General features: G+C 60.9%; 22 protein-coding genes. 10 read left to right on the top strand and 12 right to left on the bottom strand.

All coding sequences use genetic code 11. From position 1 onward, the window contains the following. Nucleotides 1–94 precede the first annotated feature (94 nt). On the top strand, nucleotides 95–1,012 hold the full coding sequence (locus ACVWZP_RS27480) for a LysR family transcriptional regulator (RefSeq protein WP_017847219.1): 918 nt from the start codon (nucleotides 95–97) through the stop codon (nucleotides 1,010–1,012). Here the strand turns inward: ACVWZP_RS27480 and ACVWZP_RS27475 are convergent. Beyond that, the gene (locus ACVWZP_RS27475) at nucleotides 1,009–1,905 is read right to left on the bottom strand and encodes a LysR family transcriptional regulator (RefSeq protein WP_457370286.1); all 897 of its coding nucleotides are present in this window, start codon (nucleotides 1,903–1,905) and stop codon (nucleotides 1,009–1,011) included. The genes ACVWZP_RS27480 and ACVWZP_RS27475 overlap by 4 nt on opposite strands. Before the next feature lie 105 nt (nucleotides 1,906–2,010). On the opposite strand from ACVWZP_RS27475, the gene ACVWZP_RS27470 reads away from it, so the two are divergent. Continuing rightward, nucleotides 2,011–2,769 (top strand): SDR family NAD(P)-dependent oxidoreductase, encoded by a 759-nt coding sequence (locus tag ACVWZP_RS27470; RefSeq protein WP_046382305.1) that lies wholly within the window; start codon nucleotides 2,011–2,013, stop codon nucleotides 2,767–2,769. Here the strand turns inward: ACVWZP_RS27470 and ACVWZP_RS27465 are convergent. Then, nucleotides 2,668–3,180, bottom strand: coding sequence for a multidrug/biocide efflux PACE transporter (locus tag ACVWZP_RS27465; RefSeq protein WP_046382304.1), 513 nt, complete (start codon nucleotides 3,178–3,180; stop codon nucleotides 2,668–2,670). The genes ACVWZP_RS27470 and ACVWZP_RS27465 overlap by 102 nt on opposite strands. Before the next feature lie 87 nt (nucleotides 3,181–3,267). On the opposite strand from ACVWZP_RS27465, the gene ACVWZP_RS27460 reads away from it, so the two are divergent. Then, entirely contained in the window at nucleotides 3,268–4,122 is an 855-nt protein-coding gene (locus ACVWZP_RS27460) for a LysR family transcriptional regulator (protein ID WP_017847215.1), read from the top strand. 54 nt (nucleotides 4,123–4,176) lie between these two features. Here the strand turns inward: ACVWZP_RS27460 and ACVWZP_RS27455 are convergent, their stop codons facing one another. The 3 genes from ACVWZP_RS27455 to ACVWZP_RS27445 all read right to left on the bottom strand — a co-directional run bounded on the left by ACVWZP_RS27455 (nucleotide 4,177) and on the right by ACVWZP_RS27445 (nucleotide 6,319). Then, complete coding sequence (locus ACVWZP_RS27455; RefSeq protein ID WP_457370285.1) at nucleotides 4,177–5,394, bottom strand: RNA polymerase sigma factor; 1,218 nt, start codon at nucleotides 5,392–5,394, stop codon at nucleotides 4,177–4,179. 118 nt (nucleotides 5,395–5,512) lie between these two features. Beyond that, entirely contained in the window at nucleotides 5,513–5,857 is a 345-nt protein-coding gene (locus tag ACVWZP_RS27450; protein WP_177034248.1) for a YciI family protein, read from the bottom strand. Between the two features lie 42 nt (nucleotides 5,858–5,899). Next, entirely contained in the window at nucleotides 5,900–6,319 is a 420-nt protein-coding gene (locus ACVWZP_RS27445) for a YybH family protein (RefSeq protein WP_046382301.1), read from the bottom strand. A gap of 144 nt (nucleotides 6,320–6,463) precedes the next feature. On the opposite strand from ACVWZP_RS27445, the gene ACVWZP_RS27440 reads away from it, so the two are divergent. Continuing rightward, a complete protein-coding gene (locus tag ACVWZP_RS27440) occupies nucleotides 6,464–6,958 on the top strand; it encodes a GNAT family N-acetyltransferase (protein ID WP_017847211.1) in 495 nt (164 codons plus the stop codon). Between the two features lie 107 nt (nucleotides 6,959–7,065). Here the strand turns inward: ACVWZP_RS27440 and ACVWZP_RS27435 are convergent, their stop codons facing one another. Further along, nucleotides 7,066–7,548 (bottom strand): GyrI-like domain-containing protein, encoded by a 483-nt coding sequence (locus ACVWZP_RS27435; protein WP_079444565.1) that lies wholly within the window; start codon nucleotides 7,546–7,548, stop codon nucleotides 7,066–7,068. A gap of 196 nt (nucleotides 7,549–7,744) precedes the next feature. Between ACVWZP_RS27435 and alaC the strand changes: the two genes are divergently transcribed. Then, entirely contained in the window at nucleotides 7,745–8,962 is a 1,218-nt protein-coding gene (gene alaC / locus ACVWZP_RS27430; protein ID WP_057004502.1) for an alanine transaminase, read from the top strand. A gap of 44 nt (nucleotides 8,963–9,006) precedes the next feature. On the opposite strand, the gene ACVWZP_RS27425 is transcribed toward alaC, so the two are convergent. From ACVWZP_RS27425 to ACVWZP_RS27415, 3 genes are all read right to left on the bottom strand, one after another. Continuing rightward, complete coding sequence (locus tag ACVWZP_RS27425) at nucleotides 9,007–9,288, bottom strand: hypothetical protein (protein ID WP_457370284.1); 282 nt, start codon at nucleotides 9,286–9,288, stop codon at nucleotides 9,007–9,009. A 108-nt stretch (nucleotides 9,289–9,396) separates the two neighbouring features. Beyond that, nucleotides 9,397–10,749, bottom strand: coding sequence for a GntP family permease (locus ACVWZP_RS27420; RefSeq protein ID WP_046382297.1), 1,353 nt, complete (start codon nucleotides 10,747–10,749; stop codon nucleotides 9,397–9,399). Nucleotides 10,750–10,833: 84 nt separating this feature from the next. Continuing rightward, nucleotides 10,834–11,367, bottom strand: coding sequence for a gluconokinase (locus ACVWZP_RS27415; protein WP_046382296.1), 534 nt, complete (start codon nucleotides 11,365–11,367; stop codon nucleotides 10,834–10,836). A gap of 213 nt (nucleotides 11,368–11,580) precedes the next feature. Between ACVWZP_RS27415 and gntR the strand changes: the two genes are divergently transcribed. The 5 genes from gntR (at nucleotide 11,581) to ACVWZP_RS27390 (ending at nucleotide 15,563) form a co-directional block, all read left to right on the top strand. Further along, on the top strand, nucleotides 11,581–12,612 hold the full coding sequence (gntR, locus tag ACVWZP_RS27410; RefSeq protein ID WP_162231529.1) for an HTH-type transcriptional regulator GntR: 1,032 nt from the start codon (nucleotides 11,581–11,583) through the stop codon (nucleotides 12,610–12,612). Between the two features lie 175 nt (nucleotides 12,613–12,787). Further along, nucleotides 12,788–13,420, top strand: a complete 633-nt coding sequence (locus ACVWZP_RS27405) for a glutathione S-transferase family protein (RefSeq protein ID WP_017847205.1) — start codon at nucleotides 12,788–12,790, stop codon at nucleotides 13,418–13,420. A 213-nt stretch (nucleotides 13,421–13,633) separates the two neighbouring features. Continuing rightward, nucleotides 13,634–14,059 carry a hypothetical protein gene (locus ACVWZP_RS27400; RefSeq protein ID WP_301556538.1) on the top strand — a complete coding sequence of 142 codons (426 nt, stop codon included), beginning with the start codon at nucleotides 13,634–13,636 and terminating at the stop codon, nucleotides 14,057–14,059. A gap of 177 nt (nucleotides 14,060–14,236) precedes the next feature. Then, entirely contained in the window at nucleotides 14,237–14,749 is a 513-nt protein-coding gene (locus tag ACVWZP_RS27395) for a hypothetical protein (RefSeq protein WP_017847203.1), read from the top strand. Nucleotides 14,750–15,146: 397 nt separating this feature from the next. Further along, on the top strand, nucleotides 15,147–15,563 hold the full coding sequence (locus ACVWZP_RS27390) for a GNAT family N-acetyltransferase (protein ID WP_046382292.1): 417 nt from the start codon (nucleotides 15,147–15,149) through the stop codon (nucleotides 15,561–15,563). Nucleotides 15,564–15,606: 43 nt separating this feature from the next. Here ACVWZP_RS27390 and def read toward each other — a convergent pair whose 3' ends face one another. From def to ACVWZP_RS27375, 3 genes are all read right to left on the bottom strand, one after another. Next, nucleotides 15,607–16,146 carry a peptide deformylase gene (gene def, locus ACVWZP_RS27385; protein WP_108524469.1) on the bottom strand — a complete coding sequence of 180 codons (540 nt, stop codon included), beginning with the start codon at nucleotides 16,144–16,146 and terminating at the stop codon, nucleotides 15,607–15,609. A 3-nt stretch (nucleotides 16,147–16,149) separates the two neighbouring features. Further along, nucleotides 16,150–17,100: a YihY/virulence factor BrkB family protein gene (locus ACVWZP_RS27380; protein ID WP_046382291.1), complete on the bottom strand. Its 951-nt coding sequence runs from the start codon at nucleotides 17,098–17,100 to the stop codon at nucleotides 16,150–16,152. 180 nt (nucleotides 17,101–17,280) lie between these two features. Further along, nucleotides 17,281–17,466: a CsbD family protein gene (locus tag ACVWZP_RS27375; RefSeq protein ID WP_046382290.1), complete on the bottom strand. Its 186-nt coding sequence runs from the start codon at nucleotides 17,464–17,466 to the stop codon at nucleotides 17,281–17,283. Nucleotides 17,467–17,474: the final 8 nt, after the last annotated feature.

Below are 17,474 nucleotides of genomic sequence, written 5' to 3'. Positions count from 1 at the left end.
TCCGCCAAAGGTGATGCTGAAAAGTAGGCTGCGGCTTGACCCCTTGGGAAGATCTATTATCAGATGGCCTATCTTCTGAAAAACAGATATCTCCATGTCGCTGACCTTGCGCCAAATCCGCTACTTCGTCGCCACCGCCGAGATCGGCCAGATTTCCCAGGCGGCGATTCACCTGAACATCTCCCAATCGGCCGTGACCACGGCGATCAAGGAACTGGAGGCGATGCTCGGCGTGCAATTGTTTGTGCGTTCGGCCCAGGGCATGAACCTGACCGACGCCGGGCGGCACTTTCTCAACCGCGCCTACGTGATCGTGCGCAGTGTCGACGACGCGCTGAACAGCCCATTGCCCGACTACCGCGCCAGCGGCGTGCTAAGGGTCGCCGCCAGTTACACGGTGCTCGGTTACTTCCTGCCGCACCATCTGCAGCGCATGGAACACTGGCACCCGGACGTGACCATCGAGGTGTTCGAGCAGGAGCGCCAGGCCATCGAACACGGCCTGCTCGACGGCCAGTTCGACATGGCGGTGGTGCTCACCGCCAACCTCACCCACGCGGATATCGTGTCGGAAATCCTCTTCAACTCCGAACGCCGCCTGTGGCTGCCCAGCCATCACCCGTTGTGCGAACGCGGCGCCGTCAGCTTGGCGGACGTGGCCCGCGAGCCCTACATTCTGCTGACCGTCGACGAAGCCGAACACAGCGCCATGCGCTACTGGGAACAGGCCGGGCAAACGCCCAAGGTGCGGCTGCGCACCAGTTCGGTGGAAGCAGTGCGCAGCATGGTCGCCAATGGCAGCGGCGTGGCGATCCTGTCGGACCTGGTGCATCGGCCCTGGTCCCTGGAAGGCAAGCGCATCGAAACCCTGACCGTGACCGACCCGGTGACGCCCATGAGCGTCGGCCTGGCCTGGCACCGCGAGCGCGCATTTACCCCGGCGATGCAGGCGTTCCGGGACTACTTCCACGACGCCTTCCTGGCCCCGCAGCAGTTGTCGGCGCGGCGTTAGAGTTGGGCTTGCAGCGTCGCCGCCAACCAGTCCATGAACACCCGCACCCGCAGCGGTAAATGCCGCTGCCCGGCATAGAGCAGGGACACGTCCAACGGCGGCGCCGGGTATTCCGGCAAAACCGCCACCAGTTCGCCACTGGCCAACTGATCGCCAATGCCCAGGGCCGGCACTTGGATAATCCCGAAACCGCCCAGGCAAGCCGACTTGTAGGCATCGGTGCTGTTGACCGTGACCCGCCCGGCCATGGGCAGGTGCTGCACCTTGTTGCCCTGCAGGTATTCGAACCCCGCCGAGCGCGAACCCAGCGGGCGCACGTAATGCACCAAGTGGTGGTCGGCCAGGTCGGCCAGCGTCCGCGGCACGCCATAGCGTTGCAGGTAGCCCGCGCTCACGCAGTTGATCATCGGCATGCTGCACAACAACCGGGCGACCACCGACTGGTCCGGCTGCGCACCGACGCGCAGCACGCAATCGAACCCCTCGGCCAGCAGGTCGACCTGACGGTCGGTGGCGCTGATTTCCAGCTCGATCAACGGGTGCGCGTCCATGAAATGCGGCAGGCGCGGCAGGATCAAATCCCGCGCCATCATGGTCGGCAGGTCCACCCGAATGCGTCCGGTCAGTTGTGTTTCGTCCTGGCGAAACAAGCCCTCCAGTTCCTCCATGTGCGCAAGCAAGTCCTTGCTGCGTTCATACAGCACACGGCCGTCCTGGGTCGCCTGCACCTTGCGCGTGGTGCGCTGCAGCAGGCGCGCGCCGAGCAGTTCTTCCAGTGCCTGCACATGCTCGGACACCGTGGAACGCGGCAGGCCCAGGCTCTCGCCGGCGCCGGTGAAACTCGACAGTTCGGTGACGCGCACGAAGGTGCGCAGCAACTCCAGTTTGTTCATGGGATTGTTCGCTTTTTCCGGCCAGTGATTTCGCTTTACCGCTGTTTATCACGTTACAGGCGGACAAATACACTCATTCCCACGATCACCTCAGAGGACTGCACCATGACCCGCAAAATCGCACTGATCACCGGCGCCAGCCGCGGCCTGGGTAGAAGCGCCGCGTTGCGCCTGGCCGCACAAGGCGTGGATATCATCGGCACTTACCACAGCCAGGCGGATGAAGCCCAGGCAGTGGTCGAGCAGATCGAACAATGGGGCGGCCGCGCCGCCATGCTGAAACTGGATGTGAGCCAGAGCGCCACCTTCGACGCGTTCGTCGAAGCCGTCGGCGGCGTGCTCAAGCGTGTTTTCGCACGGGATGATTTCGACTTTCTGATCAACAACGCCGGTATCGGCATCCACGCCAGCTTTGCCGAGACCAGCGAAGCGCAGTTCGACCAACTGGTCGCGATTCAATTCAAAGGCCCGTTTTTTCTGACCCAGAAACTGCTGCCGCTGATCCGTGACGGTGGCCGCATCCTCAATATCTCCAGCGGCCTCGCCCGTTTCAGCCTGCCCGGCTATGCCGCGTATGCGGCGATGAAAGGCGCCATGGAAGTGCTGACCCGCTACCAGGCCAAAGAGCTCGGCGCGCGCGGTATCAGCGTCAATATCCTCGCGCCGGGCGCCATCGAAACCGACTTCGGCGGCGGTGCCGTGCGCGACAACGCCAACCTCAACGCGATGGTCGCCAATAACACCGCCCTGGGCCGCGCCGGGTTACCGGATGATATCGGCGGGGCCATTGCCAGCCTGCTGGCGGACGGTAGCCACTGGATCACCGGCCAGCGGATCGAGGCTTCGGGCGGCATGTTTCTGTAAGAGCTTTTCGCGCATCACGTCGTAGCCCCAGTGGTACACGTAGGTGTACGGCAGGAAAAACAGCAACACGCCGATATCGAGGATAAACGCCTGCAGCAGGCTGATGTTCAACCACGCGGCGATCAACGGCACGCACATCAGGACCAGCCCGCCTTCAAACAGCAAGGCGTGCAACACTCGGGTCCAGCCGTTGTTGGCCAGTTGCAGGCGTGCCTTGAGGCGGTCGAACAGGCCGTTGAAAATCACGTTCCAGGTCAGCGCCATCAGGCTGATTGCCAGGGTGACCATGCCCATTTCCACCGCGGGCTTGTCCATGATCCACGCCAGCAACGGCGTGCAGATCAACAACGCCAGGGCCTCGAAACCGATGGCCTGGCACACACGTTCAGTAATCGACTTGGTAGGGTTCATGCCCCGGCTCCGTGAGTGACTGTGTTGCCATCATTGCGTTTTGTATCGATACTTCATAACCAATAACCATCGATAAAGGCGATAGTCATGGCCTCCCATGAAGTGCTCCAGGCCTTTGTTCAGGCCGCGACCCAAGGCTCGTTTTCTGCGGCGGCACGCAAGCTGGGCAAGAGCCAGTCCACCGTCAGCGCGGCGGTGGCGAGCCTGGAGATTGACCTCGATGTGCTGCTGTTCGACCGCAGCAGCCGCAAGCCGACGCTGACCGCCGCTGGCCACGTGCTGCTGCAACGCGCCGAGCAGGTGCTGGAGGCGAGCAGTCGGCTGGCGTTGGCGGCAAGTCAGCTATCCCAGGGGTTGGAGGCGAAAGTGACGATTGCGATGTCTGACACCTACCAGTCGGAGCGCTTCGAACTTGCGCTCAAGGCCTTTGAGCAACGCTACCCCGACCTGGAACTGGAATGGCTGATCGCCGAGTGCGAAGACCTGATAGCCCTGGTGCAAAGTGGCCGGGCCCAGATTGCCCTGGTCGAGGCCCAGGAGGTTTACCCACCCGACCTGAGCCGTTCGCCGGTGGAAGAGCGCACGGAAATTGCCCTGTTCGTCGCGCCCACGCATCCTTTGGCCAGCCTGGAAAGCGTCAACCAACAGGTGTTGCAGCAACACCGTGAGCTGCGCCTGGCGAGCATCATCAACCCGAATGAAACCCGCCCCATGGGCCGCGTCTGGTCGGCGCCGAGTTTTCTGATGCTGATGGAAATGGCCCAGCTCGGTTTTGGCTGGGCCGCACTGCCGCGCTGGTTGGTGGAACGCTTTGGCAATGCCGGGCTGATTGAACTGAGCGTGCGCAGTTGGCCGCGCTCGGTGGCGGTGGATGCGCTGTGGTCGCGGCAATATCCGCCGGGGCCTGCGGGGAGTTGGTTGTTGGGGCAGATGCTCGATTGAGTTCGTCCAGAGCAGGCAGGGCTTGGTGGTCCCACAGTGGAAATGCGTTGGACGCTAGATCGGGGTCAGGCTGGCCAGGCGGCGCTCGAGGAAGTGCTTTTCCGGGGTTTGCCGGGTCAGAGACAGGGCTTTTTCATACGCCAGCCGCGCCTCGTCCAGCCGCCCCAATTGTCGGCAGAATTCGCCACGCGCCGAATACGCCAGGTGATAGTCCAGCAATTCGCCCCGCGCCAGAATCGCCTCCACCTGTTGCAACCCGGCCAACGGCCCATCGCGCATGGCCAGCGCCACTGCGCGGTTCAGTTCGATCACGGGCGACGGCACGGTGCGGAGCAACACATCGTATAGCCCGACAATCTGCGGCCAGTCGGTGTGCTCGGCACTGGGCGCTTCGGCATGTACCGCCGCAATCGCCGCCTGTAAGCCATAGGGCCCAAAGCGCCGGGTCGTCAGCGCTTGCTCCACCAGCGCACAGCCTTCGGCAATCAGGGACGCATCCCACAATGCTCGGTCCTGTTCGTCCAAGAGCACCAATTCGCCGCTGGCCGAGGTCCGCGCCGGGCGGCGCGACTCGTGCAGCAGCATCAATGCCAGCAAGCCCATGACTTCCGGCTCCGGCAGCAACTCCAGCAACAAACGGCCGAGGCGGATGGCTTCACGGGTCAGGTCGTCGCGCGTGAGATCCGCGCCCATCGACGCCGAGTAGCCCTCGTTGAACACCAGGTAAATCACACGCAGCACGCTGTCGAGGCGCTCGGGCAATTCGGCCAGCGACGGCACCTGATAGGGAATCTTCGCCTCGCGGATCTTGCCCTTGGCCCGCACGATCCGCTGGGCGATGGTGGCCGGCGGGACCAGAAAGGCGCGGGCGATTTCTTCGGTGGTCAGGTCGCAGATTTCACGCAAGGTCAACGGCACTTGGGCGTCAGCCGCCAGCGCCGGGTGGCAGCAGGTGAAGATCAGGCGCAGGCGGTCGTCTTCCACGTCTTCGTCGTCCCAATCGGCCGCTGCCAGCGCATCGGCCTGCGCCTGCAATAACGGGGTGAAACGGGCCTGGCGGCGCAGGCGATCGATGGCCTTGAAGCGCCCGGTCGAGACCAGCCACGCCCGTGGATTGCTCGGCACGCCGTCGTGCTCCCAGCGCTGCATGGCGACCAGGAACGCCTCGTGCAGCGCTTCCTCGGCCAGGTCGAAATCGCCGAGCAAGCGAATCAGCGTCGCCAGCACGCGCCGTGATTCGCGGCGGTAAATCGTCTCGATCGGAGGGGTCAATCGGGCAGATCCTGGGTCACCGGGCGATTGGGCGCGTCGCCCCCAGGTTTGATGGACCTTTCACATTCGGCAGGTTGAGTGTTCATGGGTAAACCTCCTGTTTATGGGTGTTTTGTGTTCAGAGATTCAATTGGCGCACGGGGCGTACTTCCACACTGCCGACCCGGGCCGCCGGAATGCCGCCGGCGACCTGGAGCGCTTCGTTCAAGTCCCGGGCTTCGATCAGGTAAAACCCCGCGAGCTGCTCCTTGGTTTCGGCAAACGGCCCGTCGGTGATCGACAGCTTGCCATTGCGCATACGCACAGTGGTGGCGGTGCTCACCGACTCCAGCGGCTCGGCGGCGAGCATGCGCCCGCTCTTTTCGACGGACTGCGCGTAGGCGAAGCACTCCGGGTCGGCCGGGCTGTCCGGCGCGGTGTGCAGCACCTGTTCGTTGCTGTAGATCAGGCACAGGTATTTCATGGCGTTCTCCGTTTTCGGACTACTGACTATAGTTCGCGGGGCTCAAGGTTTCAGGTCGAACAGCGCGACGCCGGTGGCCATGTCGAAGGGGGCCGACCAATGCTCATGCACCACCTTCCATTGGCCGTCGACACGCTGGTAACCGACGGTGACGCGCATCCAGCAGGTCTTGAGCACGCCGTCCGGGCCGGTGCCACCGCAGTGAGCCAGCCAATGGGCAAAGGCGCTGTTGTCGGCGGCGACGATATGCAACTCATGGAAGTCGAACACACCGGGGCCGGGGCAGACTTCCATGCACGCCTGCCAGTGCGCGCGGTAGGCCGCCTTGCCCTTGAACTGCAGGGCGCTAACCGCGTCGAACGCGATGATATCGTCGGCGTAAAAGCTGACAATCTTATCGATGTCCTTGGCGACGACGGCTTGTTTCCATTGTTTGATCAGGGTGTGGATTGCAGTGTTCATGGCGATACTCCTGGGGGGTGAAAATCTTCAGAGACACCCTTAGTCGAATGGCCCGTCGCCCGATCGACAGCGCGCTGAAAAAAATTCTCGCAGCGTGCAAACCCGATAGACTGCGCCCTTTCTTGCAGCCGTTCGGACGCCCCGATGCAAACCCGCCTTGTCGCCTACGAGGCGCTGAACGCTGTGCAAACACAGCAAGTCGGCGCGATCGAAGTTCACCCTGAGCAGTTGCCGTTTTGCGGCGACATGTATTGCGCACTCAACACCCTGCTGGTCAACCCCAGCCCCGGCATCAAAGGCTTTGCGCTGCTGGCCGACGATGTGCCCGTGGCCTTCCTCCTGCTCAAATGCCCGCCATGCCTGCCCCATTGGGCCGATGCCCACAGCGCCACGCTGCACGCGTTACAGGTGGATCGCAGCCAACAGGGCCGGGGATTTGGCAAAGCCTGCCTGCAGGCGCTACCCGCGGCGGCGCTTCAGGCCTGGCCGCAGATCAAGGCGCTGGAGTTGTCGGTGGACACGCACAATGTCGCGGCGATGGGCTTGTACCTGGGGCTGGGCTGGGTGGATCGCGGGGAGGCGTACAAAGGGCGGGTCGGGTATGAGCGCCGTTTGAGTCGGGGCTTGGAGCCGCAGTAGATGTCACGTTGAGATGACAGCGACCAACGCTTGAGGGGACGCTGGATCATGAGCATTCCCGCGCAGGAAAAACGGCCGAAGAGTCGCCATCATCTTCGGCCGGCGTTTCAGGCCTTTGCTTCCACAGGCAGCCAGACCTCAACGGTGCCGAGGCCCTTTCTCACATCAAAATCCGCGCTGTACCGCTCGAAATCCACGCCGGCAACCTTGTACCCGGAATGCGGCAACCATTCGAACATGATCCGCTCGTAGGTCTGCGGCAACGCGTGCACCTCGCCGTAGTGCGCGAACACGGCATAGTGATGCGGCGGGATTTCGATGAACTCGAAATTGCTCGGCACATCACCCTTGGCGGGGACTTCAACCCCTGCGATGTAGTCGAACTCATCGTGTCTGGGGTTATGACAAACCCCGTAGGTAAAGCCGCCCAAACGCTTTTTGATGTATTTGACGCTCTCGTCAAACACGCCCCACAACTTGGGAATATCCCCGATGGTGGCCTTCGAATAATGCCCTTGCACCCCGGCGATCACCAGGGCCTTGCCCTCTTCCATGCGCGGCTCTAACGGTTGTTGCGTCTGCTGATCCATCTGAACAGTCTCCTTCTTATGAGAGAACAAACCCGTATTGAGTATAGGGGGATATCCGGATTGCACTGCATGTAGAAATTTTTCCTACGCATCTGGACAACTGGCCATCATCAACCGTATTGTCTGCCCCGCAGGCCACCGCAGTGGCCGACGTCGCTCGGACGGTTCCGGGCGCTTACGTACTTTCGAGGCAACAATGGCCGACCAAGGTTTGCCGCGCCGCTTTGCGCGCATAGATCGACTCCCCCCCTACGTTTTCAATATCACTGCCGAGCTGAAGATGGCTGCGCGTCGGCGCGGCGAAGATATCATCGACTTGAGCATGGGCAACCCTGACGGCCCGACCCCACCACATATCGTGGAAAAAATGGTCACCGTCGCCCAGCGTGAAGACACCCACGGCTACTCCACCTCCAAAGGCATTCCGCGCCTGCGCCGGGCGATTTCGCGCTGGTACAAGGACCGTTATGAAGTGGATATCGACCCCGAGTCGGAAGCCATCGTCACCATCGGTTCCAAGGAAGGCCTGGCGCACTTGATGCTGGCCACCCTGGACCAGGGCGACACCGTACTGGTGCCCAACCCGAGCTACCCGATTCATATCTACGGTGCCGTGATTGCCGGCGCCCAGGTGCGTTCGGTGCCGTTGATTCCGGGCGTGGACTTTTTCGCCGAGCTGGAACGGGCGATTCGCGGTTCGATTCCCAAGCCGAAGATGATGATCCTGGGGTTCCCGTCCAACCCGACCGCGCAGTGCGTGGAGCTGGATTTCTTCGAGCGGGTGATCGCCCTGGCCAAGCAGTACGACGTGCTGGTGGTGCATGACCTGGCCTACGCCGACATCGTCTACGACGGCTGGAAAGCCCCGTCGATCATGCAGGTGCCGGGCGCCAAGGACATTGCGGTGGAGTTTTTCACCCTGTCCAAGAGCTACAACATGGCCGGCTGGCGCATTGGTTTCATGGTGGGCAACGCAGAACTGGTCAACGCCCTGGCGCGGATCAAGAGCTACCACGACTACGGCACCTTCACCCCGCTGCAAGTGGCGGCGATTGCCGCGCTGGAAGGCGACCAACAGTGCGTGAAAGACATCGCCGAGCAGTACCGCCAGCGCCGCAATGTACTGGTCAAAGGCCTGCATGAGTTGGGCTGGATGGTGGAGAATCCCAAGGCGTCGATGTACGTCTGGGCCAAGATCCCCGAAGCGTATGCCGCCATGGGCTCGCTGGAGTTTGCCAAGAAGCTGCTGCTGGAAGCCAAGGTGTGCGTGTCGCCGGGGATTGGCTTTGGTGAATATGGCGACGACCATGTGCGCTTTGCGCTGATCGAGAACCAGGACCGGATTCGCCAGGCGGTACGCGGGATTCGCGGGATGTTCAGGGCGGATGGCTTGGTGCCCAGGACTGGAGTCTGACTGCGAACTGTAATGGGGCATTCATGCCCCATTATCTTGAAAGACTACTTCACGACAAATTTTCGCTCGGTACTACCTGAAACCACCGGAAAAGAAACATAAGCCGAGATGTGGTGGGCGCCCGGAGTCATAACGACGGTGAGCGACCAATTATGTCCGATAGCAACGGCAACTCCCAACTTACCAGTCGAGTCCTCCACTGTTACCGTGGCACCTACCAGGGGTACTAACCCGGAGATGGTGACAGGGCTAGGGACAGTCGTATTGGCTGCCGGCGCCTGGATTTGAGGCGGCAGTGCCTGCGTGGGTTCATTTTCCTTGGTCATGGCCATTTCCTTTTCTGAATTACATTTGGGGTTTCATTCCCTCATATTCAGAAAAAACCCGGACCTGTGAAAAGTACCAGTTACGACAAGCGGTATTCGCGGTCGCTGTCACACCACCAACGACAGCAACATGATGAAAATCAGTGCCACCACCGACAAGATGGTCTCCATCGCCGTCCAGGTCTTGAACGTCTCGGCCACGGTCATGTTGAAGTACTGCTTCACCAGCCAGAACCCCGCATCGTTGACGTGAGACAGGATCAACGAACCCGCCCCCGTCGCCAACACCAGTAGCTCGCGGTTAACCCCCGGAATCATGCCGACCACCGGCACCACGATGCCTGCGCCAGTGATGGTCGCGACTGTCGCCGAACCGGTCGCCACCCGAATCACCGCCGCCACCAGCCACGCCAGCAGGATCGGGTTGATCTGCGCGTTCACCGCCATATGGCCGATCACGTCGCCCACGCCGCTGGTCACCAGCATCTGTTTGAAACCACCACCGGCACCGATGATCAGGATGATCGCGGCGGTCGGCGCCAGGCTGGCGTCGAGCAGCTTGAGGATCTGCTTGGAGTGGATGCCCTGGCGATGACCGAAGGTGTACAGCGACAGCAGCAACGCCAGCAGCAAGGCACTGATCGGGTGACCGATCATGTCCATCCAGTTGCGCACCACATGACCGTCGACCAAGGCGATGTCGGCGAAGGTTTTCAGCAGCATCAGGAACACCGGCAGCAGCACGGTGATCAGGGTGATGCTGAAGCTCGGCAGCGTCTTGTGCTCCGACTCGCGGGCCAGTTGGTCGATCAGTTCCTGGGACGGGTTGCCCGGGATGTACTTGGCGATAAACGTACCGAAGATCGGGCCGGCGATGATGGCAGTCGGCAGCGCGACGATCAGGCCGTACAGAATGGTCTTGCCGATGTCCGCGCCAAACACGCCGATGGCCAGCAGCGGGCCCGGGTGCGGTGGCACCAGGCCATGGACCGCCGACAGGCCGGCGAGCAGCGGGATGCCGATCTTGATCAGCGACACGCCGGTACGGCGCGCGACGATAAACACCAGCGGGATCAGCAACACAAAACCGATCTCGAAGAACAGCGGGATACCCACCAGGAACGCGGCGAACATCATCGCCCACTGGACCTTTTCCTTGCCGAAGGCGCGGATCAGGGTCTGGGCGATCTGATCGGCACCGCCAGATTCGGCCATCATCTTGCCGAGCATCGTACCCAGCGCGAGGATAATGCCGACAAAGCCGAGCACCCCGCCGAAGCCGTCCTGGAAGGCCTTGATGATCTTGTCCACGGGCATGCCCGAGGTCAGGCCAAGGAAGCCGGCGGCGATGATCAACGCGATAAACGGGTGAACCTTGAACTTGGTGATCAAGAAGATCAGACCAATGATAGTGACCACTGCATCAAGCAGCAGGTAGGACTCGTGGGACATGCCAAACATGGGGGTCTCTCCTGTTTGTTGTTGTTATTAAAGCGGGTGTTGAATTTGTTGTCGGAGATAGCGCTATCTTTTCCGACACAAAAATTAATGAGCTGGTTCAAAACCGTGTTTGCACCACCACGCATGGGTTTGCTCGGCCAACGCCTCGACGCTGTCTTCGCTGGCGTTGAGGGCCAGGGTCAGCGGCTCGCCGATGGGCGACTCAAGGGTGGCGAACTGGCTGTCGATCAGGCTTGCCGGCATGAAATGCCCGGGCCGATGGGACACGCGGTCGGCGGCGACTTCGCGGTTCAGTTCCAGAAACACAAAGCCCAGGCCCGGCGCGGCTTCGCGCAGGTGGTCGCGGTATTTCTTTTTCAATGCGGAACAGGTGAGGACCGGGTGTTCGCCGGCCTTGAGCGAACGGCGTAACTCATCGCACAGGATGTCGAGCCAGCCGGCGCGGTCGTTGTCGTCGAGGGGGTGGCCGGCGCTCATTTTTTCGATGTTCGCGGCGGGGTGAAAGCTGTCGCCTTCAATGGCGGTGGCACCGTTCAGGCGGCACACGGCCTCGCTGACGCTGGTCTTGCCGCAGCCGGCGACACCCATGATGACCAGGGCGGTAACAGGTTGACTCATGAAACACCTCAGGACGCAGATAGCGCTACCTTTGCACGCTGTAAGGCTAGTGCAAAAACAGGCTTTTCCCGCGCCGTCTTGTCTTTTTTTATGGAGTGACGCGTGCATCCGCTCCAAGCATTTGAACTGGATCAGGCAACCCAGCATTCAAGCATTTGCAGCCGTTTGGAGACAGCGCTACCTTAGTGCCTCGATTTTTGTTTGGCAAGCCGCCTGATGACCTCCAAGAACGATAAAAATACGCGCACCACGGGTCGCCCGACCCTCAATGAAGTCGCCCGCCTGGCCGGCGTCAGCCCGATTACCGCTTCCCGCGCCTTGCGTGGCATCAGCACCGTGGCCACCGAACTGGTGGAAAAAGTGCAACGGGCCGCCGCCGAGTTGAACTACGTGGTCAACCCCGCCGCCCGCGCCCTGGCCTCGGCCCAGAGCCATTCGGTGGTGGTGCTGGTGCCCTCGCTGTCCAACCTGCTGTTTATCGAAACCCTCGAAGCGATCCACCAGGTGCTGCGGCCCAAGGGCTTTGAAGTGCTGATCGGCAACTCCCACTATTCCCGCGACGAAGAAGAGACTTTGCTGCGCAACTACATGGCCTACCAGCCGCGGGGTTTGCTGCTGACCGGGTTCGATCGGACCGAAAGCGCGCGACGGATGGTCGAGGCCAGCAATGTGCCGTGCGTGTACATGATGGATCTGGACCCCAACGCTGGCGTGAACTGCGTGGGCTTTTCGCAGTTGGCGGCGGGTGAGACGGCGGCGGCGCATTTGCTGTCCCGTGGGCGCAAGCGCCTGGCGTATATCGGCGCGCAACTGGACCAACGCACCTTGCTGCGCGGCGAAGGCTTCCGCCGTGCGTTGCAACAGGCCGGGCTGTACGACCCGGCGCTGGAACTGTTGACGCCACGCCCCTCCTCCGTGGGCCTGGGCGGCGAGTTGTTCTTGCAGTTGCTGGCGGCCCATCCGGATGTGGATGCGATCTTCTTCGGCAACGACGACCTGGCCCAGGGCGCGCTGCTCGAAGCCCTGCGTCACGGCATCAACGTCCCGGGGCGCGTGGCCGTGCTGGGTTTCAACGACCTGCCCGCCTCCTCCTTCATGGTGCCGCGCCTGAGCAGCATCAGCACGCCGCGCGAGGCCATCGGTCGGCGCGCGGCGGAGCATCTGCTGACGGTCATGGCGGGGAACAAGATCGCCAAGCCGGTGGTGGACATGGGGTTTGAGTTGCAGGTGCGGGAGAGCACGTAGGACGCGGCTGACATTGCGATGTGGCCTTGGCAATTCGTCAGTTGAGGGAGCTGAGCGTATTGCCAGTGGGCAAAGCCATGGCCCCACACACATTTTTAACCGTGCCTGCTTGAAGGCATCGCCGTAATGTCCGCCCCCTGCTAGATTGAGCGTTCTCCACTGTCAGGGAAGCACCATGGGACACTCACTGAAAATCTTGGGTCGCGCTTCGTCCATCAACGTGCGCAAAGTGCTCTGGACCTGCCAGGAACTGGGCATCGACTATGTGCGCGAAGACTGGGGCATCGGCTTCAAGCCGACTCAATCCGCCGAATTCCTTGCCCTGAACCCCAACGCCCAAGTGCCGGTGCTGATCGACGACCACGGTGTGCTGTGGGAGTCCAACACCATCTGTCGCTATCTGGTGAACCTCTACCAACGCCACGACCTGCTGCCTCTCGAGCCCGCCCCCCGCGCCCGGGTCGAGCAGTGGATGGACTGGCAAGCCACCGAACTCAACCCGTCCTGGGGTTATGCCTTCCAGGCCCTGGTGCGCAACAGCCCCGATCATCAGGACCCGCAGCGCATCAAGGCAGGCGTGCAAGCCTGGCACGACAAGATGGGCCTGCTGGAACAACAATTGGCAAAGACCGGTGCCTACGTGGCTGGCGACGAATTCACCCTGGCTGACATCCTCATCGGCCTCTCGGTTCACCGCTGGCAGATGACGCCGATGGAGCGCCCGTCCTACCCGGCAGTTGCCGCGTATTACCAGCGCCTTGGCCAGCATGCCGGCTTTAAGACCTTCGCCCTCGACGGCCATGACTGATCACAAAGACGGCAACGTGAAAGGACTCAACGCACAGCTCTCAGGTGCCTGCGACAGAATCGGCAAAACGCTTTTTTCGAAACCTCGAAAGACCGTCTGTCAGGAAAGCGCAGGGACCTGTCAGGTCTGACAGTAGCCCCGTTTCTCCTCTTCGCCTATTCATAAGCACACGCAATGTGCAACACATTGCCCCTTGAATATGGAGAAGCAATCATGGGTTCGATATTGGGTAAGAACGATGCAATCTATGGGGTGATAGCCGGATGGACGGTTCCCTTTAGCACAGACTTTGTAGCTCATTTGAATGGCGGGTCAGGCTTTAATTCAACAGTCGGGATCATGGCCGACTTCGCCCTGCTTAAAATCAGCATTGACCAAAATATCAAGGAAGGCGAGACCTACGAGATTGGTGCAACGACCAGTGAAGACCACAAGGTAAAGCTTGAGTTTGACAACACGAGGTCAGGCGAACAGGGCACCTATTTGGCAACCAGCGGAAAATTCACCGTGTTGTACCTGCAAGGCCGCGTCCTGAAGGCGTCCTTTCACTTCAAGGCCAAAACGGCGGCACTTCACCATGCCCTGGAAATGGACTTCACGAGCGGGTCGTTCATCGTCGAGGACTTCAAACACGACTGAACGGCCCTGCCACCGGGAAGGTACTGCACAAGATGGCCTGTCGACGGCAACGTTTGGCCGGCGCCAGAACAATGTTTGCCGCTAGCGCCATGCCAGCCCCCCGTAAAACCGGGGCTGTGCACCCGGCACGCTATTTGCTCCAGCTGACGCATCGAACATTTGCATAGGTGACCGATCATGCTGATTAACAACAACACTCAAGCCTTGTCGACCGTCGAAAAGCTCAAGCGCCCCGACATGGACCCCGCCAACGCTGCCGCCAGCACGCTGTACAGCGGTGCCCTGCAAACGGCGCAGCAAAGTGTGAGCGTACCCGCCGCGCAGACCCAACTGGACAAGGCCGCCGACCGCATCGACGAAGCCTTCGCCAAGACCCGCGTGCAGTTGCAGGCCTCAACGGCCGCCACCCCGACGACCACGGATGTGCCCGCAGCCGGTTCTACCACGAGTGCCGCGCGCGCAGACTTCACCGATTACATGAGCAAAACCCCGGCCGAACGCATTCGTGAACAGTTGCTCAAGGAGCAGGGGTTGACCGAGGCGGAGGTGCAGACAATGCCGCAGGAAAAACAGGATGCAATCGCCAAGCAAGTGGCTGATCGTCTGAAGCAACAGCAAGAGCAGCAGGTAGCCGTGAAGACGGCAGAGCCACAAGCGCAATCGGTGAAAGAGACCTTGGCCGCGATCTAAGCGACCCGGCCAATGGGGCCATTCGATCGCGCAGTAACGACGTGTGCCAGGACGTTGATTTCCCGGCACTGGGTGCCATCACGCTAGTTGGGCATCGACAGCTCAGAGCAGGTGTGTCCTGCTCTGTGCGGTAAGGCGGGAACATCTTGCAGATCGTAGGCTTCTACACGTTCAACTCAGTGACCGAACAGCCCTGTCTCGGATTTCTTGGCTTTCTTGTCAGCGCGTTTTTCATCGGCGGTCTTTGCCGGTTTCTTCTTCGCGGCTTTCTTTGAATCCATACCTTTGGCCATGATGCATGCTCCACTTACAGGGGATGTAACAATGGGTATACCACCTATTGCCGCACATTAGGCGCTTATAATCCCCGGCCCTGGATAACGCCTGCCTGAACACCATGCCCGAATTGCACATCGAACCGCTGGCAGAGCCCCTGTGGCCGCTGCTGAACAAGTTTTATCGTCACCACGATTCGCCGATGAAGGCACTCAAGGGCGGACGTCTGTGGGTGGCGCGGGACCGCGAGATCGTCGCCGGCTTATGCCTGACGCCGGTGGTGGGCGGGCAATGGCTGACCGGGGTGTTTGTCGACCCGGCCTATCGCGGTCAGGGGCTGGCGGCGCGCTTGATTCGTCAAGCGGTGGCCGATGGGGAGGGTACGGTCTGGCTGATGTGTCATCCGGACCTGGAAGGCTGGTATCAACGCATGGGTTTCACCCAGGATACCGTGCTGCCGCAGTCCCTCAGCGAACGGTTGGTGCGCTACAAGCGCAACAAGCCGATGATCGCGATGGGCATGGAACGCGCCTTGTAACCTCCCGTGGGAGCTGAGGTTGGCGTTGCGTTGTGTCAGGAGGCTACTCGTCGGCCGTCGGGTCCATGTCGGGGAACATCACCTCGATGAACCCGAACTTGCTGAAATCGCTAATCCGCGACGGGTACAAGCGGCCGATCAGGTGATCGCACTCGTGCTGCACCACCCGCGCATGGAAGCCATCGGCAATGCGGATGATCGGTTCGCCCTTGGGGTCGAAACCTTCGTAGCGGATCTGCTGGTAACGGTCCACCGCGCCACGCAGACCGGGCACGGACAGGCAGCCTTCGAAGCCCTCTTCCATGATCGGACTGAGCGGCGTGATCAGTGGATTGATCAAAATCGTCTGCGGTACGGCCGGCGCCTCCGGGTAGCGTTCGCTGCTCTCGAAACCAAAGATCACCAATTGCAGGTCAACACCGATCTGCGGCGCGGCCAGGCCGACACCGCCGACGTGCTCCATGGTCTGGAACATGTCATCGATCAGTTGCCACAGTTCGGGGCTGTCGAACATTTCCGGCGGGACCGGCGGGGCGATACGCAGCAGGCGCTCATCGCCCATTTTCAGGATTTCACGGATCATCAATCAGACTTCATCGGGAGTGGGCTTGGAATGGTCTCGGCCAAGACCGGAGACGTGCTTTTTTTCACCGGCATGGGTGTTTTCATCGAATGTCTTTTCTCCCGGGTCCTTGCCTTCGGCCGACATGTGCTCGATCACGGCATTCATCTCCGCCCCCAGCAACAACACGGCGGCGGAAATATAGAAGTACAGGAGCAGAACAATGATCGCGCCGATGCTGCCATACATGGCGTTGTAGTCGGCGAAGGTTTTGACGTAGTAGCCAAAGCCCAGGGACGCGACGATCCACACCACCACCGCCAGCACCGAGCCAGGGGTGATGAAGCGGAATTTCTGCTGCACGTCAGGCATCACGTAATACATGAGGGCCACGGCGAACATCAGCAGGATCACAATCAGCGGCCAGCGCAGGATGGTCCACAGCGTGACCACGAATTCCTGCATGCCGATCTGCCCTGCCAGCCATTCCATGACCTGCGGGCCGAGCACCATCAGCGCGGCGGCGGCGAGCAACATGCCAGCGATGCCAACGGTGTAGAAAACCGACAGCGGGAAACGCTTCCAGATCGGCCGGCCTTCGATCACGTCGTAGGCGGCGTTCATCGCGCTCATCATCAGGCGCACGCCGGCCGACGCGGTCCACAGGGCAATCACGATACCCACCGAAAGCAGGCCACCCTTGGACTGCTGCAACTGGTCGATCACCGGGTTGACCTGCTCGAGAGCCTGGGGCGGCAACACCAGTTCCGACTGCAGGCGCAGCCAGGTGAAGAAGTCCGGCAAATGCAGGAAACCGATCAATGCAATGAGAAACAGCAGGAACGGAAACAACGAGAACAGCATCTGGTAGGCCAGTGCCGAAGCGTAGGTGGACATCTCGTCGTTGACGAATTCCTTGACCGTGCGTACCAGCACTTGGTGCAGCTTGAGACCATCGAGTACCGGGAAAATCATAGCGTCTCCTTTCGCCGCAAAAAGTCAGGTTCGTGGGCGACTCAGGGGCCGTTTTCTACATCAAGGTAGCCTATTTGGCGACCTTGAAACAATTTCGAAAGATTAACCGCTTCAGGTGACACAAAAACGGCCATCCGTGGATGGCCGTCGGGCTGGGTGAATCCAACCGGCGAATCAGGGTCACTTGATCGCTTTCTTCACCGCATCCTTGATATCACCCACGGCTTTCTGCACTTCGCCTTTCTTTTCCTGGACCACCCCTTCAGCGCGCAGCTTGTCGTTGCCAGTCACTTTGCCGACACCTTGCTTGATGTTGCCGACTGCTTCGTTGGCGACGCCTTTTACCTTATCCGATGTGCTGCTCATGGTATTTC

This window comes from Pseudomonas sp. TE36184 (genome assembly GCF_054060055.1).
Note: the sequence above shows the minus strand (reverse complement) of the source record. Positions and strands in the feature narration are given on the sequence as shown.

Excerpts from the sequence above, each read along its gene's own strand:
- ACVWZP_RS27480 (WP_017847219.1), top strand. The coding sequence starts at position 95 with ATGTCGCTGACCTTGCGCCAAATCCGCTACTTCGTCGCCACCGCCGAG.
- ACVWZP_RS27475 (WP_457370286.1), bottom strand. The coding sequence starts at position 1,905 with ATGAACAAACTGGAGTTGCTGCGCACCTTCGTGCGCGTCACCGAACTG.
- ACVWZP_RS27470 (WP_046382305.1), top strand. The coding sequence starts at position 2,011 with ATGACCCGCAAAATCGCACTGATCACCGGCGCCAGCCGCGGCCTGGGT.
- ACVWZP_RS27465 (WP_046382304.1), bottom strand. The coding sequence starts at position 3,180 with ATGAACCCTACCAAGTCGATTACTGAACGTGTGTGCCAGGCCATCGGT.
- ACVWZP_RS27460 (WP_017847215.1), top strand. The coding sequence starts at position 3,268 with ATGGCCTCCCATGAAGTGCTCCAGGCCTTTGTTCAGGCCGCGACCCAA.
- ACVWZP_RS27450 (WP_177034248.1), bottom strand. The coding sequence starts at position 5,857 with ATGAAATACCTGTGCCTGATCTACAGCAACGAACAGGTGCTGCACACC.
- ACVWZP_RS27445 (WP_046382301.1), bottom strand. The coding sequence starts at position 6,319 with ATGAACACTGCAATCCACACCCTGATCAAACAATGGAAACAAGCCGTC.
- ACVWZP_RS27440 (WP_017847211.1), top strand. The coding sequence starts at position 6,464 with ATGCAAACCCGCCTTGTCGCCTACGAGGCGCTGAACGCTGTGCAAACA.
- ACVWZP_RS27435 (WP_079444565.1), bottom strand. The coding sequence starts at position 7,548 with ATGGATCAGCAGACGCAACAACCGTTAGAGCCGCGCATGGAAGAGGGC.
- alaC (WP_057004502.1), top strand. The coding sequence starts at position 7,745 with ATGGCCGACCAAGGTTTGCCGCGCCGCTTTGCGCGCATAGATCGACTC.
- ACVWZP_RS27425 (WP_457370284.1), bottom strand. The coding sequence starts at position 9,288 with ATGACCAAGGAAAATGAACCCACGCAGGCACTGCCGCCTCAAATCCAG.
- ACVWZP_RS27420 (WP_046382297.1), bottom strand. The coding sequence starts at position 10,749 with ATGTTTGGCATGTCCCACGAGTCCTACCTGCTGCTTGATGCAGTGGTC.
- ACVWZP_RS27415 (WP_046382296.1), bottom strand. The coding sequence starts at position 11,367 with ATGAGTCAACCTGTTACCGCCCTGGTCATCATGGGTGTCGCCGGCTGC.
- ACVWZP_RS27405 (WP_017847205.1), top strand. The coding sequence starts at position 12,788 with ATGGGACACTCACTGAAAATCTTGGGTCGCGCTTCGTCCATCAACGTG.
- ACVWZP_RS27400 (WP_301556538.1), top strand. The coding sequence starts at position 13,634 with ATGGGTTCGATATTGGGTAAGAACGATGCAATCTATGGGGTGATAGCC.
- ACVWZP_RS27395 (WP_017847203.1), top strand. The coding sequence starts at position 14,237 with ATGCTGATTAACAACAACACTCAAGCCTTGTCGACCGTCGAAAAGCTC.
- ACVWZP_RS27390 (WP_046382292.1), top strand. The coding sequence starts at position 15,147 with ATGCCCGAATTGCACATCGAACCGCTGGCAGAGCCCCTGTGGCCGCTG.
- def (WP_108524469.1), bottom strand. The coding sequence starts at position 16,146 with ATGATCCGTGAAATCCTGAAAATGGGCGATGAGCGCCTGCTGCGTATC.
- ACVWZP_RS27380 (WP_046382291.1), bottom strand. The coding sequence starts at position 17,100 with ATGATTTTCCCGGTACTCGATGGTCTCAAGCTGCACCAAGTGCTGGTA.
- ACVWZP_RS27375 (WP_046382290.1), bottom strand. The coding sequence starts at position 17,466 with ATGAGCAGCACATCGGATAAGGTAAAAGGCGTCGCCAACGAAGCAGTC.